This is a genomic window from Pseudomonas chlororaphis subsp. chlororaphis (genome assembly GCF_003945765.1).
GTDB lineage: Bacteria > Pseudomonadota > Gammaproteobacteria > Pseudomonadales > Pseudomonadaceae > Aquipseudomonas > Aquipseudomonas chlororaphis.
This window is the reverse complement of sequence record NZ_CP027712.1, coordinates 5,495,345-5,509,867: the sequence shown is the minus strand read 5'-3', so window position 1 is coordinate 5,509,867 and position 14,523 is coordinate 5,495,345. Positions and strand designations below refer to the sequence as shown.

Here is a 14,523-nt window from a genome sequence, read left to right as displayed (position 1 = left end):
CTTACAAGAACAAACAGCAGGTGAAGTCATGGCTACAACCCAACAATTGCAACTGCTCGCGCCGCTGTCCGGGCTGCTGATGCCCCTGGAGCAAGTGCCGGACCCGGTGTTCTGCAGCCGGGTCATCGGTGACGGCCTGTGCATCGACCCGACCTCGCAGACCCTGCGCGCGCCGCTGGCCGGTGTGGTCAGCAACGTGCAGGACAGTGGCCATGCGGTGAGCATCACTGACGACAACGGGGTGCAGGTGCTGATGCACATCGGCCTGGACACGGTGAACCTGGCGGGCAAGGGCTTTAGCCGCCTGGTGGAGGAGGGCCAGCGGGTCGAGGCTGGGCAACCGTTGATCGAGTTCGATGCCGACTACATCGCCGTGCATGCCCGCAGCCTGCTGACGCTGATGCTGGTGGTCAGCGGCGAGCCGTTCACCTGGCTGACCGCGGACCGCGCGCTGGTGGACAGCGGCCAGCCGCTATTGCAGTTGAGCCTGGGCGAGACTGCGCCAAGCGCGGAGCCCGAGGAAGAGAGCGAGGCGCTGTTTTCCAAACCGGTGACGCTGCCCAATCCCAATGGCCTGCATGCGCGTCCGGCGGCGGTGTTCGCCCAGGCGGCCAAGGGCTTCAAGGCGAGCATCTGCCTGCACAAGCAGCAGGCCAGCGCCAACGCCAAGTCCCTGGTGGCGATCATGGCGTTGCAGACCGCGCAGGGCGATGCCCTGCAAGTCAGCGCGGCGGGCGAGGATGCCGAGAGGGCGATCAAGACCCTGGCCGAATTGCTGGCGAGTGGTTGTGGCGAAGCGGTGACCGCGGTGATCGCCGCCGAACCTGTGGCGCCGGTTGCCGCGCCATCGGGCAAGTTGCTGCGGGGCGTCTGCGCCTCGACGGGTTCGGCCTTCGGGCAAGTGGTGCAGGTGGCCGAGCAGAAGCTTGAGGTCGTCGAGTTCGTCAGCGATCAGGCGGCGCAGCGTGGGCAGCTGGAACGGGCGCTGGCGCAGGCCAACGCGGCCCTGCAAGTCCTGCGGGACAAGGCCGCCAGTGCAGCCCAGGGCGAGATCTTCAAGGCTCACCAGGAACTGCTGGAAGACCCGAGCCTGCTGGAGCAGGCCCAGGCCCTGATCAGCGACGGCAAGAGCGCGGCATTCGCCTGGAACCGCGCCACCGAAGCCACCACCGAGCTGTTCAAGGATTCAGGCAGTCCGTTGCTGGCCGAGCGCGCCCTGGACCTGATGGATGTCGGCCAGCGGGTGCTCAAGTTGCTGCTGGGTGTGCAGGACAGCGCCTGGGCCCTGCCGGAGCAGGCGATCCTGATTGCCGAGCAGCTCACCCCGTCCCAGACCGCCAGCCTCGATACCCGCAAGGTGCTGGGGTTCGCCACGGTCGGCGGCGGGGCCACCAGCCATGTGGCGATTCTGGCCCGGGCCCTGGGGTTGCCGGCGATCTGCGGCCTGCCGGTACAGGTGCTGGCGTTGGCCAGCGGCACACCGGTGCTGCTGGATGCCGACCAGGGCGAATTGCACCTGGAGCCTGCGCCGGCGGTGATCGCACAGTTGCAGGCACGACGTCAGCAGCAACAGCAGCGCCAGCGCCAGGAGCTGGAACAGTCGGCCCAGGCCGCGGTGACCCGCGACGGCCATCACTTCGAGGTGACGGCCAACGTCGCCTCGCTGGCCGAGGCGGAGCAGGCCATGGACCTGGGCGGGGAGGGCGTCGGCCTGTTGCGTTCGGAATTTCTTTACCAGGACCGCGGCGTCGCCCCGAGCCACGAGGAACAGGCCGCGACCTACAGCGCCATCGCCCGGGCCCTGGGGCCGGAGCGCAATCTGGTGGTGCGGACCCTGGATGTCGGTGGCGACAAACCGCTGGCCTATGTGCCGATGGAACCTGAAGCCAACCCCTTCCTCGGCATGCGCGGGATCCGTCTGTGCCTGGAGCGCCCGCAGCTGTTGCGCGAGCAGTTCCGGGCGATCCTCGCCAGCGCCGGGCTGGCTCGCCTGCACATCATGCTGCCGATGGTCACCCAGCTGGCGGAGTTGCGGCGGGCGCGGCAGATGCTGGAGGACGAAGCCCTGGCCCTGGGGCTCAAGGAGTTGCCGAAGCTGGGGATCATGATCGAAGTGCCGTCGGCGGCGCTGCTGGCCGACCTGTTCGCGCCGGAGGTGGACTTCTTCTCCATCGGCACCAACGACCTGACCCAGTACACCCTGGCCATGGACCGCGATCATCCGCGCCTGGCCAGCCAGGCCGACAGTTTCCACCCGGCGGTGCTGCGTCTGATCGCCTCCACGGTCAAGGCTGCCCATGCCCATGGCAAGTGGGTCGGCGTGTGCGGGGCGCTGGCTTCGGAAACCCTGGCGGTGCCGCTGCTGCTGGGGCTGGGTGTGGACGAGCTGTCGGTCAGCGTGCCGCTGATTCCGGCGATCAAGGCCGGCGTGCGCGAGGTCGAGCTGAGCCAGTGCCAGGCCCTCGCCGGGCGCATTCTCGGCCTGGAAAGCGCCGAGCAGGTGCGTGACGCCTTGCACCAGCATCGGCAATCGACGCTGGCCCCTTCACCGGTTCTGGAGAACTGAACATGTTCGAGAAATTGCAGCGGGCGTTCTGGAAGGCCCTGACTCCGGATCTGGTGCCCGACCAGCCGAAAGCGACGGCCCCGGTCAAGGACGACGCCGCCTTGGACGAGGCCGTCATCGCGGCGCTGGGCGGCGCCAACAACCTCAAGACCCGGCAACGCGTGGCCCTGACCCGGGTGCGGGTGGAATTGCATGACCCGACCTTGCTCGATGCCACAGCCTTGCGTAATGCCGGCGTGCCCGGGGTGATGGCGCTGGTCGGCGGCGTGGTGCATCTGCTCGTCGGCTTGTCTCCTCTGTAGCCGCTGCCGAGCCTGCGAGGCTGCATACGGGCGCGCCGCGCCCGCCAAGGCATCCAAGGTGGTGGCTCAGGTGCAACGCATTGCCTGGGTTGCGGACGCTTCGCGTCCGTACGCAAGCTCGGCAGCGGCTACAGGGGCGGTTATGCCTGCGGCCGGTCGCCGCGCCGGCCTTACTGTTTCTCAACTGCGGGTGTATCGTATTCGCCTTTTGCGGGCCCCGGCCCGCCGCGGATACGTGAGGTAGTTGAGTCCATGTCCTTTACCCGTCGACAGATACTCGGTGGTCTGGCCGGTCTTGCCGTGGTTGGCGTGGGCGCCGGCGGCGCGGCGCGTTACTGGCTGGGCAAGATGGCCGACGCCGAGGCGGGCCACGATTATCAACTGATCGCCGCGCCGCTGGACGTGGAACTGGTGCCGGGCCACAAGACCGAAGCCTGGGCCTTCGGCCCGTCCGCGCCGGGCACCGAGCTGCGGGTGCGCCAGGGCGAGTGGCTGCGGGTGCGCTTCATCAACCACCTGCCGGTGGCCACCACCATCCACTGGCATGGCATCCGCCTGCCGCTGGAAATGGACGGGGTGCCTTACGTCTCGCAATTGCCGGTGATGCCGGGCGAATACTTCGACTACAAGTTCCGCGTGCCGGATGCCGGTAGCTACTGGTACCACCCCCACGTCAACAGCAGTGAAGAACTGGGTCGCGGCCTGGTTGGCCCGCTGATCATCGAAGAGCGCGAACCCACCGGCTTCAAGTACGAACGCACCCTGAGCCTGAAAAGCTGGCATGTGGATGAAGCCGGCGCCTTCGTGCCTTTCAGCATTCCCCGCGAGGCGGCGCGTGGCGGTACGGCGGGGCGCCTGTCGACCATCAATGGCGTGTCCCAGGCAGTGGTGGAGATCCCGGCCGGGCAGATCACCCGCGTGCGCCTGCTCAACCTCGACAACACCCTGACCTACCGCATCAACATTCCGGGTGTCGAAGCGCAAATCTACGCCCTGGACGGCAACCCCATCGAGCCGCGGCCGCTGGGCAAGGAGTACTGGCTGGGGCCGGGCATGCGCATCTGCCTGGCGATCAAGGCACCGCCGACCGGTGAAGAATTGTCGTTGCGCAACGGCCCGGTGCGCCTGGGCACCTTGCGTTCGGTGGCCAACAGCGACGCGCCGACCGAGTGGCCGCCGGCGTTGCCGGCCAACCCGATCGCCGAGCCGGACCTGGATAACGCCGAGAAGCTCAACTTCAACTTCGAGTGGGTTGGCTCAGTCTCGGTGAACGTGGACAATGGCAAGCCACCGAGCCTCTGGCAGATCAATGGCAAGGCCTGGGACATCACCGACAAGACCTGCGCCGACCGCCCGATCGCCACGCTCAAGAAGGGCCAGAGCTACATTTTCGAATTGAAGAACATGACTCAGTACCAGCACCCGATCCACTTGCACGGCATGAGCTTCAAGGTCATCGCCTCGAACCGCAAGAAGATCACCCCGTACTTCACCGACACCTACCTGCTGGGCAAGAACGAGCGTGCCCGGGTGGCGCTGGTGGCGGATAACCCGGGGGTGTGGATGTTCCATTGCCATGTGATCGACCACATGGAAACCGGCCTGATGGCCGCCATCGAGGTGGCCTGATGCGGCAGATTCGCCCCGCCCGGATCATCGATCGCAGCCGCGACCAGGACTTCATGCGTGAAGCCCTGGCCCTGGCCGCCCAGGGCGCGGCCCTGGGCGAGGTGCCGGTGGGCGCGGTGCTGGTGCAGGACGGGGAAATCATCGGCCGAGGTTTCAACTGCCCGATCAGCGGCAGCGATCCCAGCGCCCACGCGGAAATGGTCGCGATCCGCGCCGCGGCCCAGGCGGTCGACAACTATCGCCTGCCCGGCAGCACCCTCTACGTGACCCTGGAGCCATGCAGCATGTGCGCCGGGCTGATCGTGCATTCGCGTATCGCCCGGGTGGTGTACGGCGCGCTGGAGCCCAAGGCGGGCATCGTGCAGAGCCAGGGGCAGTTCTTCAGCCAGGGTTTTCTCAACCACCGGGTATTGGTCGAGGGTGGGGTGCTGGCTGAAGAGTGCGGCGCGGTGTTGAGCGAGTTTTTCAAGGCGCGCCGGGCCAGTCGCAACTGAGCACCTCCCTTCTCTGTAGGAGCGAAGCTTGCTCGCGATGACGTCAGCCCGGGCCATGCATACCTCGAACCTGGCGTGACGCTCGAAATCGCTATCGCGGGCAAGCCTCGCTCCTACACGGTGTGGGGCATTTACTTCCTGGCGACGATAACGGCGCGCATCGGCGCCGGCAGGCCTTCGATGGTCTTGCTGTGGTCGTTGGGGTCGAGGAAATCGCTCAGCGACTGGTACTTCATCCACTCGGTGCCGCGCTGTTCCTCGATGCTGGTCACGCTCACATCCACGCAACGCACATCGCTGAAGCCGGCACGACGCAGCCACAGTTCCAGGGCCGGCACCGACGGCAGGAACCATACGTTACGCATCTGCGCGTAGCGGTCTTCCGGCACCAGCACCTGATGCCGGTCGCCTTCCACCACCAGGGTTTCCAGCACCAGTTCGCCGCCCTTGACCAGGCAGTCCTTGAGCGCCAGCAAATGCTCGATCGGCGAGCGGCGGTGGTAGAACACGCCCATGGAAAACACCGTGTCGAAGCCTTCCAGGTTGGGTGGCAGGTCCTCGAACGGGAACGGCAGGTGCCACACCGCGGGCTCCGACAGGTAACGCTGCACCGCCTGGAACTGGCAGAAGAACAGCCAGTTCGGATCGACGCCGATCACGCTGTGGGCACCGGCGCCGAGCATGCGCCACATGTAGTAGCCGTTGCCGCAGCCGACATCGAGGATGCGTTTGCCTTGCAGGTCCAGGTGCTTCGCGACCCGCGACCATTTCCAGTCCGAGCGCCATTCGGTGTCCACATGCACGCCGAACAGGTCGAACGGGCCCTTGCGCCAGGGCGACAGGCCCATCAGCGCGCTGCGCATCTGGGCGCGGGTGGCGTCGTCGCAATCGGTATCCAGGGTCAGGCCGTTGAGCAGGTCGACCGTGCTCGGCTGGATCTTCGGCAGCGCGTCCAGCGCGCTCTGCCAGCGCTCCAGGTCGCCGTGGCCCTTTTCCATCTTGGTGTCGAGTTGCGCTTGCAGGGTGTTGGCCCAGTCGGCCAGCGGCGTACCGGCCAGACGGCGGGCGAGGGGGGACAGATCAATCATGGCAAGGCAATCAACGAGGCAAAGTTAAGACACTGGAACCACGGCACGACTTTCGAGAACCCGGCGGCCAGCAGGCGTTCGCGGTGTTCTTCGAGGCTGTCGGGCTTCATGACGTTTTCGATGGCGCTGCGCTTCTGGGCGATTTCCAGTTCGCTGTAGCCGTTGGCGCGCTTGAAGGCGATGTGCAGGTCGGTGAGCAGCGCATGCTCCTCGGGGTCGTTGAAGCGCAGCTTCTCCGAGAGGATCAGCGCGCCGCCGGGCAGCAGCGCCTGGCGAATGCGCCCGAGCAGGGCCAGGCGCTGTTCGGGGGCGATGAATTGCAGGGTGAAGTTCAGCGCCACCACCGAGGCCGGCTGGAACTCCAGGGCGAGGATGTCGCCTTCGATCACTTCGACCGGCAACAGCTCCTGGAACATCGAGTCCTGGCCGTTGAGGTATTCGCGGCAGCGCTCGACCATGGCCGCTGAATTGTCTATGGCGATCACCCGGCAGCCGTCGGTGCGAACATGGCGGCGCAGGGCCTGGGTCACGGCGCCGAGGGACGAGCCCAGGTCGTAGAGCACGCTATTGGGCTGGGCGAACTGGGCGGCGAGCACGCCGAGGTTCTCGACAATGGTCGGGTAACCCGGCACCGAGCGCTTGATCATGTCCGGGAACACCCGCACCACGTCCTCGTTGAAGGCGAAGTCGGGCACCTGGGCCAGGGGCTGGGCGAAAAGGCGGTCGGGTTCTTTGCTCACGGCGGTTCCAGCGGTGGAGATAGAAAGAGGGGCGGCATTGTAGCCGCTGCCGCAGGCTGCGATAAGGCCCGAAGGGCCTTCAGGGCCGCAAGGGCGACACAAGGCGCCGCCGGCTGGATTCGCCGCCTCTGGCCCTGTAGCCGCTGCCGAGCTTGCGAGGCTGCGCACGAGGACGCAGTCCTCGCCAAGCCTGTGCATGGGGTTTATCTGAAGAGCCGTGGCGACTGGTTTTACGGCCGCTGCGCAGCCGATCGCAGCCTCGCGGGCTCGGCAGCGGCTACAGGGCTACAGGCTCAGCGGGGCTTCTGGCGGAAGGCCGACGCCGCAATCCCCCATTGCCCCAGCCAGTAACTGAGGATGATCAGGTAGGGCGCGGCATCGAAGGCCACCACAAAACGGCTGATGCCGATCACGCTGTCGGAGAACACGAAGGCCACGGCGCCGGCGGCGGCCAGTTGCGCCGAGCGCTTGGGCACCTCGCTGCCCAGGCGAGCCAGGGCGCGCCAGAGCATGGCGCTGATGGCCAGGCCGTAGACAATCACCGGCACCAGCAACGGGCCGAGGCCATGGCTGATCAGGATGCCCAGCAACGCCGCGCCGACGACCAGGGCCAGCAGCAGGGGCAAGGGCGCCAGGCGCCGGCAATCGCTGGTATAGGCCTTGAGATAGGCCAGGTGCGCGACCAGGAAGGCGCCGAGGCCAAACACGAACAGGTCGGCGGGCCAGGCCAGCAGCACGTCGCCGAGCAGGGAGAACAACAGGCCGAGGCTGATCCAGCGGCGATAGTCGCTGGGGGGCGCATCGTGCAGCCAGCCGAGCAGGGCCAGCACCGGCAGCGGCTTGACCAGCAGGCACAGCAGGGTGGCGTGAATGCTCAGGCCGTAGAGGAAGGTCACCGCGCCCATCAGCGCCAGGATCAGCCAGCCCATGTCATTTGACCGAAATGGCGCAGTCGAAGGCTTTCACCGGCGCTACTTCCGGGGCCCAGGGCTGTTGATAGGTCAGCAGCAGGCGCCCGGTGCCGGCGGCGAAGGCCTGGAAGCGCCAGGTGGACTGGCCGGCGCTGCCCACCAGGCCACTGTCTTCGGGGTTGCTGTAGACCTCGGGGCTGATTTTGCGCAGCACGCCGCCGGCCGAATCCTGGATCGCCCAGCGATAACCCGTGGTCGGGTTGCTCGGCAGGGTCAGGATCAGGTTTTGCCCGTTGCTCAGTTGCACTGGGCATTCGCTCTGGTTCTCGACCGTGACGTTGTGCTTGGGTTGGCTGGCGCAGGCGGCGAGCAGGGTGAGGCTGAGGGGCAGCAACAGACGAATCGGTGACATGGGTCAGAAAGCTCCGGTCATGACAAAGGGCGAGCATAACCGAAGATTGAGGAATATGTGCCGGGGAAGGCAGACGCTGTAGGAGCGAAGCTTGCTCGCGATGAAGGCAGCGCGTAGTACCTGACGCACCGCGTCATCGTTCATCGCGAGCAAGGACTGGGCGTCCCCCTGCTCCTACGGACAGCGTTTAGAACAGCACTTTCGCCACATCGGCGAAACGCTTGGCAAAGTGCACGGTGATGCCTTCCTTGAGGTACTCCGGCAGCTCTTCGAAGTGGCCGCGGTTGGCTTCCGGCAGGATCAGCTCGTAGAGCTTCTGCCGGCGCGCCGCGATGACCTTCTCGCGCACCCCGCCGATGGGCAGGACATGCCCGGTCAGGGTCAACTCGCCGGTCATGGCCACGCCCTTTTTCGGCGGCTGGTTGCGTGCCAGGGACAGCAGGGCGCTGGCCATGGTCACCCCGGCGCTCGGGCCATCCTTCGGTGTGGCGCCTTCCGGCACGTGCAGGTGGACGAATGCCTCGTCGAAGAACTTGGCATCGCCACCAAATTGCTTGAGGTGCGAGGTGACGTAGCTGTAGGCGATTTCCGCCGACTCCTTCATCACGTCGCCCAACTGCCCGGTGAGCTTGAAGCCGCGGTTGAGGGTATGAATCCGCGTGGCTTCGATCGGCAGCGTGGCGCCGCCCATGCTGGTCCAGGCCAGGCCGGTGATCACCCCGGTGCCGCTGAGCACCTGCTCGTTGCGGAACACCGGCATGCCCAGGGACGCCTCCAGGTCTTTCGGGCCGAGCTTGATCACCGCGTCCGGTTCTTCCAGCAGCCGCACCACGGCCTTGCGCACCAGTTTGCCCAGCTGTTTCTCCAGCTGGCGCACGCCGGCCTCGCGGGCGTAACCATCGATCACCGCGCGCAGGGCCGCGTCGCTGATACTCAGGTTGGCCTTGGACACACCCGCCTTTTCCAGCTGCTTGGGCCACAGGTGGCGCTTGGCGATGGCCAGCTTTTCCTCGGTGATGTAGCCCGACAGGCGAATCACTTCCATCCGGTCCAGCAACGGGCCGGGAATCGAATCCAGGGTGTTGGCGGTGCACACGAACAGCACTTTCGACAGGTCCAGGCGCAGGTCCAGGTAGTGGTCGAGGAATTCCACGTTCTGTTCCGGGTCGAGGGTTTCCAGCAACGCCGAGGCCGGGTCGCCCTGATAGCTCTGGCCCATCTTGTCGATCTCGTCGAGCATGATCACCGGGTTCATCACCTCGACGTCTTTCAACGCCTGCACCAGCTTGCCCGGCAGGGCGCCGATGTAGGTGCGGCGGTGGCCCTTGATCTCGGCCTCGTCACGCATGCCGCCGACGCTGAAGCGGTAGAACGGCCGGCCCAGGGATTCGGCGATGGACTTGCCGACACTGGTCTTGCCCACGCCGGGCGGGCCCACCAGTAGCACGATGGAGCCGCTGATCTCGCCCTTGTAGGCGCCGACCGCGAGGAATTCGAGGATCCGGCTCTTGATGTCGTCGAGCCCGGCGTGATGCTGGTCCAGCACCTTGCGCGCATGCTTGAGGTCGAGCTTGTCCTCGCCGTACACGCCCCAGGGCACCGCGGTGGCCCATTCCAGGTAGTTGCGGGTGACTGCGTACTCCGGCGAGCCGGTCTCGAGGATCGACAGTTTGTTCATTTCCTCCACGATGCGCTTTTGCGCTTGAGGAGGCAGGACCTTGCCAGCCAGGCGCTGCTCGAACTGCTCGATGTCGGCGCTGCGATCGTCCTTGGTCAGGCCCAGCTCCTGCTGGATGACCTTGAGCTGTTCCTTGAGGAAGAACTCGCGTTGGTGTTCGCCGATCTTGCGATTGACCTCGGCGGAAATCTCTTTCTGCAGGCGCGCGACCTCGACTTCCTTGCGCAGCATCGGCAGGACTTTTTCCATGCGCTTGAGCATCGGCACGCAGTCGAGCACTTCCTGCAGTTCGTTGCCGGTGGCCGAGGTCAGCGCGGCGGCGAAGTCGGTCAAAGGCGACGGGTCGTTGGGGCTGAAGCGGTTGAGGTAGTTCTTCAGCTCTTCGCTGTACAGCGGGTTGAGCGGCAGCAGTTCCTTGATCGCGTTGATCAGTGCCATGCCGTAGGCCTTGACCTCGTCGGTCGGCTCGCTCGGCTGGTGCGGGTATTCGACCTCCACCAGGTAGGGCGGGCGATGGTGCTTGAGCCAGGTGCGGATGCGCACGCGGGTCAGGCCCTGGGCCACGAACTGCAACTTACCGTTCTCGCGGCTGGCGTGGTGCACCTTGACCAGGGTGCCGTACAGCGGCAGGGCCGAGGTGTCGAAATGGCGTGGGTCTTCCGGCGGGGTGTCCATGAAGAACAGCGCCAGGGAATGGTGTTCGGATTTGCTCACCAGCTCCAGGGTTTCGGCCCAGGGTTCTTCGTTGACGATCACCGGCAAGACTTGCGCGGGGAAGAACGGCCGATTGTGGATCGGGATGATGTAGACCTTGTCCGGCAGATTCTGCCCGGGCAGGGCCAGGCCCTTGCCGGAGGACGTATGGAGTTCGGCGTTTTCCGGGTCGGCGTATTCACTCATGGTTTCAGGAAGTTCTTGCTGGTCGCTCATGGGGCACCTGCGCAATGGGGTATGCCTGGTTAGATGGGGCAGGTGACGAGCGGTTTCAATGGTGCCCGGGCCGGATCAATTATTTCAGTCCTTGTCACCGCAACGCAGTGCAGCTTCCAAAGCGCTGATTGTGAGGCTGTCATTTCTGCGCAAGAACGTTGGTAAATTGGCGGTGACAAAAAAATGACTTTATGAACCCCCTGATTTTATTGCGTGATCTTCTTCTCTTGGCAGTCTAATCTGGATCGATTGAATGTTGTCAGGAAAATGGCATTTATTTGACGCATCTTTAGCTGCCCAGAGGGACGCGTAATGATCAAAGGACTTTTCAGCGGGGAGCGGCGGGTGTCGCCGTGGGGGTGCAGGGTCGACAACAGTGAGGTCGCGGCGACGAGAGCCGTCTCATGAAGTGGCGCCATACGTTCCAGGTAAGGATCACTGGGGTATTGGCGTTGTTGCTGTTGATCGTGATCGGGGTGGTGTATTTCGCCGTCAAGGCCGCGACCAATCATGCGGTGGAAAACCAGGCGCAAGTGCAGCTGCAAACCGGCGCCCGGGTCTTCGAACGCCTGCTCGAACTGCGCGGTCGGCGCTTGCGTTATGGCGTGGACTGGCTGGTGGTGGACGCGCAGTTCCGTGAAGCGGTGATCAGCGGCGACTCGCGGGCGATTCTCGAGGCGCTGCGTCAGCATGGCACTGGCACCCGCGGCAGCGAGCTGTTCGTGCTCGGCGCCGAAGGCACGGTGATCGCCAGCACCCTGGGGGCGATCGCCGAGCGTGAGCATTTCCCCTACGACCGAGCATTGCGCACGGCCCTGCGGCAGAACAAAAGCATGTTGATCGTCGCGCTCAAGGGCCAGCCTTATCTGCTGGTCCAGGGGCAGGTACTGACGCCGATGCACATGAATCGGGTGGTCATGGCGTTTCGCATGGACGACCTGTTCGCCAGCGAGTTGCGCTCCATGAGCAACCTGGAGGTGTCATTCCTCACCCTGCAGGACGGGCGCGCGGGGGAGCTGTTCAGCACTCAGCCGGATATTTTCTGGGCGACCATCATCACCACCCTGCGCAATGCGTCCTGGCGCGCGCGACCACAGTTGAGCGATGCCCACGGCAAGCGCTTCCTCAATCAGGCCCTGCAACTGGCCAATACCGACGATCCCGACGACCCCAAGGTTCTGGCGTTGCTGCAAAGCCCGCTGGATCACGCCTTGCAGGCCTTCGCGCCGCTGGACCGCGAGTTCCTGGTGATTGCCCTGGTGGCGCTGGTGGTGTCGCTGGCCGGCGCCCTGTTCATGGCGCGGCGGGTGTCGCGGCCGTTGAATGTGCTGGCCGATGCCGCCCAACGCATCGGCGCCGGCAACTACCAGGTGCCGGTGGTGCTCAAGCGCACCGACGAGTTCGGCTTGCTGGCCGAGGCGATCAACGCTATGCAGAGCGGGATTGCCAGCCGCGAGCTGCAACTGGCCCACAACGCCCTGCACGACCCCCTGACCGGCCTGCCCAACCGGGCGCTGGCCATGGAGCGCCTGAGCAACGCCATCAGCGCCGGGCGCAAGGTGGTGCTGCTGTACCTGGGCATCGAGGACTATCGGGCGATCAACGAAGGCCTGGGCCCGGAAGGGGTGGAGCAGATGATGCGCGAAGTCAGCCGGCGGCTGTCGGAGACGGTGTCCACCGGTGACACCGCCGCGCGCATCACCGCCAACGAGTTTCTGTTGCTGCTGGAAAATACCGAGATCGATGGCGCGGTGGCCATGGCCGACCGGCTCCATGCGTTATTGAGCCGGCCGCAGCCCCTGCGTGGCGATGAAGTGCAGCGCCAGGTGTGCATCGGCGTGGCGGTCTACCCCACCGACGGGCAATCGGCGGAAGAGCTGATCAGCCGCGCCGCCATCGCCCGCCACGACGCGGCCGCCCAGCCCGGTTACCTGCAGATCTACCAGCAGGACCGCGACCTGGCCCATCAGCGCCAGATCGGACTGATCCGCGACCTGCGCCGGGCCGCGGCGGAAGGCGAGCTGTTCTTGCTGTACCAGCCCAAGCTGGACCTGCGTCACGGCCATGTGCACCAGGCCGAAGCCCTGCTGCGCTGGCAGCACCCGGAGTTCGGCATGGTCTCGCCGGCGGAGTTCATCCCCCTGGCCGAGCGCACCGGCAGCATGAACAGCCTGACCCTGTGGGTGATCGAGGAGGGCATGCGGCAACTGGCCGAATGGAACATGCGCGGGCTGCATCTGCAGTTGTCGCTGAACATCTCGGCGGACGACCTGCATGGCCACGACCTGGCGGCGCGGGTGAGCGTGTTGCTGCAGCGTTATCGGTTGTCCGCCGAGCAGTTGATTTTCGAGATCACCGAAAGCGCCATCATGCGTCACCCGGAGCAGGCGCTGGAGGTGCTGCAGAGCCTGCGCGACTGCGGCATCAGCCTGTCGGTGGACGACTTCGGCACCGGCTACTCGTCGCTGGCGCAATTGCAGCGGCTGCCGGTGCAGGAGCTGAAGATCGACCAGTCGTTTATCCGCAACCTCGACGAAACCAGCGGCGACGCGGTGATCGTGCGTTCCACCATCGAGATGAGCCACAACCTGGGGCTCAAGGTGGTGGCCGAAGGGGTGGAGCAAGAGCGCAGCCTGCGCCTGCTGGAGCGCTGGCATTGCGACACGGCCCAGGGCTACCTGATCAGCCGGCCGCTGACTGCCACAGCCTTCGAGGCCTGGCTGTTGAAGTCGCGGATTTCCAGCTGAGCAGCCCTGTGTGGCCGCACCGGGCGCTGCAGCCGCCCTGCTTCACGGTGTGAAGCCTGGCGCCATGAACCCTCGGTGATGGGGCGTGGCTTACTGCTTGGTGCACTCGGCGGGGAGTGCTACGACGCCGCCCATGGAGGCGAAGGCGACCATGCCGCCACTGGGCAGGATGCAATTGTATTCGCCGTTGCTGGTGCTGGCGGTGAAGTAGGTCTGGGACGCGTCGCTACGCACATTGGAGACCGTGGTCACGGGCTTGCCGAGGGTGGTCTGGGCGCGGTTCTTGAGGTCGTCGTTGCTGGGTTTGGCAATGGCGCAACCGCCCAGGGCGAGAGCCAGGATGCCGAGCAGGGCGAGGGGACGAGCAGTGGGGTGGAGGTTCATGGTGATTCTTCCTTGGCATTGTTGTGTTTTCTACGGCGCAGCCGACCCCGACACCGCAGAGCGGCAGTGTTGAGAAGAGCGAGTGAGTGGTTGGCACTATATCGCCGGGGTGGAAGAGGGTCGATTAGCACAGATGGGCTAATGTCCCTTTGCAATTGCGGCGGGCGGGGTATGGGGTCAGGGCCGGCAGAAAGTCGCCGGCCCCGGATCGAGGTTCAGCTCAGCAGTTGTTCCTGCAGGCGCCGGCCGAGTACGTCCAGCAGGTCGCAACCGTCGCGCAGGGGGATGACGCAGAGCTGGGCGAAATCCTGGAGCAGCGCCGGGTTGCCGTGCAGGTTGGCGTCGCTGGCGAGGTTTTCCAGCAACTGGGCCGCGGCGCGGATGCGGTGGGCGGCGGCTTCGTGCAGCACATCCAATGGCGCCTCGGTGTCGATCAGCAAGGCGGGGATGGTGCAGTCGTTGCTGGTCAGGGCCATGTAGCGGCGGGGTGAGGTGTCGTCGATGAGCACGGGTGGATCGGGAACGACTTTTTTCATTGAACTGGCTCCGGGTAGGGATCTGAGCCGCCAACAGCCTTCCTACGGGCTTGGGTGGCAGCCGTGCGCGGGGTAGGAACCGAATACCCAGGGACTCGGCCACGTC

The 14,523-nt window shown here is 65.5% G+C and carries 12 protein-coding genes; 5 read left to right on the top strand and 7 right to left on the bottom strand.

Annotation, left to right across the window (positions count from 1 at the left end; translation table 11 throughout):
* Positions 1–28: 28 nt before the first annotated feature.
* The 4 genes from ptsP (at position 29) to tadA (ending at position 4,991) form a co-directional block, all read left to right on the top strand.
* On the top strand, positions 29–2,566 hold the full coding sequence (gene ptsP / locus C4K27_RS24865) for a phosphoenolpyruvate--protein phosphotransferase (protein ID WP_053262494.1): 2,538 nt from the start codon (positions 29–31) through the stop codon (positions 2,564–2,566).
* A 2-nt stretch (positions 2,567–2,568) separates the two neighbouring features.
* Positions 2,569–2,868, top strand: coding sequence for a PTS sugar transporter subunit IIB (locus C4K27_RS24860; RefSeq protein ID WP_053262493.1), 300 nt, complete (start codon positions 2,569–2,571; stop codon positions 2,866–2,868).
* A gap of 252 nt (positions 2,869–3,120) precedes the next feature.
* Entirely contained in the window at positions 3,121–4,497 is a 1,377-nt protein-coding gene (locus tag C4K27_RS24855; protein WP_053262492.1) for a multicopper oxidase family protein, read from the top strand.
* A complete protein-coding gene (tadA, locus tag C4K27_RS24850; protein WP_053262491.1) occupies positions 4,497–4,991 on the top strand; it encodes a tRNA adenosine(34) deaminase TadA in 495 nt (164 codons plus the stop codon). The genes C4K27_RS24855 and tadA overlap by 1 nt, the downstream gene beginning before the upstream one ends.
* Before the next feature lie 131 nt (positions 4,992–5,122).
* Here the strand turns inward: tadA and cmoB are convergent, their stop codons facing one another.
* The 5 genes from cmoB to lon form a co-directional block, all read right to left on the bottom strand.
* A complete protein-coding gene (gene cmoB, locus C4K27_RS24845; protein ID WP_007929591.1) occupies positions 5,123–6,079 on the bottom strand; it encodes a tRNA 5-methoxyuridine(34)/uridine 5-oxyacetic acid(34) synthase CmoB in 957 nt (318 codons plus the stop codon).
* Positions 6,076–6,819 (bottom strand): carboxy-S-adenosyl-L-methionine synthase CmoA, encoded by a 744-nt coding sequence (gene cmoA / locus C4K27_RS24840; RefSeq protein ID WP_007929593.1) that lies wholly within the window; start codon positions 6,817–6,819, stop codon positions 6,076–6,078. The genes cmoB and cmoA overlap by 4 nt, the downstream gene beginning before the upstream one ends.
* Before the next feature lie 293 nt (positions 6,820–7,112).
* Entirely contained in the window at positions 7,113–7,748 is a 636-nt protein-coding gene (locus tag C4K27_RS24835; RefSeq protein ID WP_053262490.1) for a lysoplasmalogenase, read from the bottom strand.
* Between the two features lies 1 nt (position 7,749).
* Positions 7,750–8,142 (bottom strand): protease inhibitor I42 family protein, encoded by a 393-nt coding sequence (locus C4K27_RS24830; protein ID WP_053262489.1) that lies wholly within the window; start codon positions 8,140–8,142, stop codon positions 7,750–7,752.
* A 187-nt stretch (positions 8,143–8,329) separates the two neighbouring features.
* Complete coding sequence (lon, locus tag C4K27_RS24825) at positions 8,330–10,750, bottom strand: endopeptidase La (protein WP_053262488.1); 2,421 nt, start codon at positions 10,748–10,750, stop codon at positions 8,330–8,332.
* Positions 10,751–11,154: 404 nt separating this feature from the next.
* Here lon and C4K27_RS24820 point away from each other — a divergent pair, with 404 nt between their 5' ends.
* Complete coding sequence (locus tag C4K27_RS24820) at positions 11,155–13,497, top strand: putative bifunctional diguanylate cyclase/phosphodiesterase (protein ID WP_053262487.1); 2,343 nt, start codon at positions 11,155–11,157, stop codon at positions 13,495–13,497.
* 90 nt (positions 13,498–13,587) lie between these two features.
* Here the strand turns inward: C4K27_RS24820 and C4K27_RS24815 are convergent, their stop codons facing one another.
* Positions 13,588–13,881, bottom strand: a complete 294-nt coding sequence (locus tag C4K27_RS24815) for a hypothetical protein (protein WP_007930783.1) — start codon at positions 13,879–13,881, stop codon at positions 13,588–13,590.
* Between the two features lie 215 nt (positions 13,882–14,096).
* Positions 14,097–14,417 (bottom strand): hypothetical protein, encoded by a 321-nt coding sequence (locus C4K27_RS24810; protein ID WP_053262486.1) that lies wholly within the window; start codon positions 14,415–14,417, stop codon positions 14,097–14,099.
* Positions 14,418–14,523: the final 106 nt, after the last annotated feature.

What these genes read in the sequence shown, in the direction of transcription:
- ptsP (WP_053262494.1), top strand. Translation starts at nt 29, where the DNA reads ATGGCTACAACCCAACAATTGCAACTGCTCGCGCCGCTGTCCGGGCTG.
- C4K27_RS24860 (WP_053262493.1), top strand. Translation starts at nt 2,569, where the DNA reads ATGTTCGAGAAATTGCAGCGGGCGTTCTGGAAGGCCCTGACTCCGGAT.
- C4K27_RS24855 (WP_053262492.1), top strand. Translation starts at nt 3,121, where the DNA reads ATGTCCTTTACCCGTCGACAGATACTCGGTGGTCTGGCCGGTCTTGCC.
- tadA (WP_053262491.1), top strand. Translation starts at nt 4,497, where the DNA reads ATGCGGCAGATTCGCCCCGCCCGGATCATCGATCGCAGCCGCGACCAG.
- cmoB (WP_007929591.1), bottom strand. Translation starts at nt 6,079, where the DNA reads ATGATTGATCTGTCCCCCCTCGCCCGCCGTCTGGCCGGTACGCCGCTG.
- C4K27_RS24835 (WP_053262490.1), bottom strand. Translation starts at nt 7,748, where the DNA reads ATGGGCTGGCTGATCCTGGCGCTGATGGGCGCGGTGACCTTCCTCTAC.
- C4K27_RS24830 (WP_053262489.1), bottom strand. Translation starts at nt 8,142, where the DNA reads ATGTCACCGATTCGTCTGTTGCTGCCCCTCAGCCTCACCCTGCTCGCC.
- lon (WP_053262488.1), bottom strand. Translation starts at nt 10,750, where the DNA reads ATGAGCGACCAGCAAGAACTTCCTGAAACCATGAGTGAATACGCCGAC.
- C4K27_RS24820 (WP_053262487.1), top strand. Translation starts at nt 11,155, where the DNA reads ATGAAGTGGCGCCATACGTTCCAGGTAAGGATCACTGGGGTATTGGCG.
- C4K27_RS24815 (WP_007930783.1), bottom strand. Translation starts at nt 13,881, where the DNA reads ATGAACCTCCACCCCACTGCTCGTCCCCTCGCCCTGCTCGGCATCCTG.
- C4K27_RS24810 (WP_053262486.1), bottom strand. Translation starts at nt 14,417, where the DNA reads ATGAAAAAAGTCGTTCCCGATCCACCCGTGCTCATCGACGACACCTCA.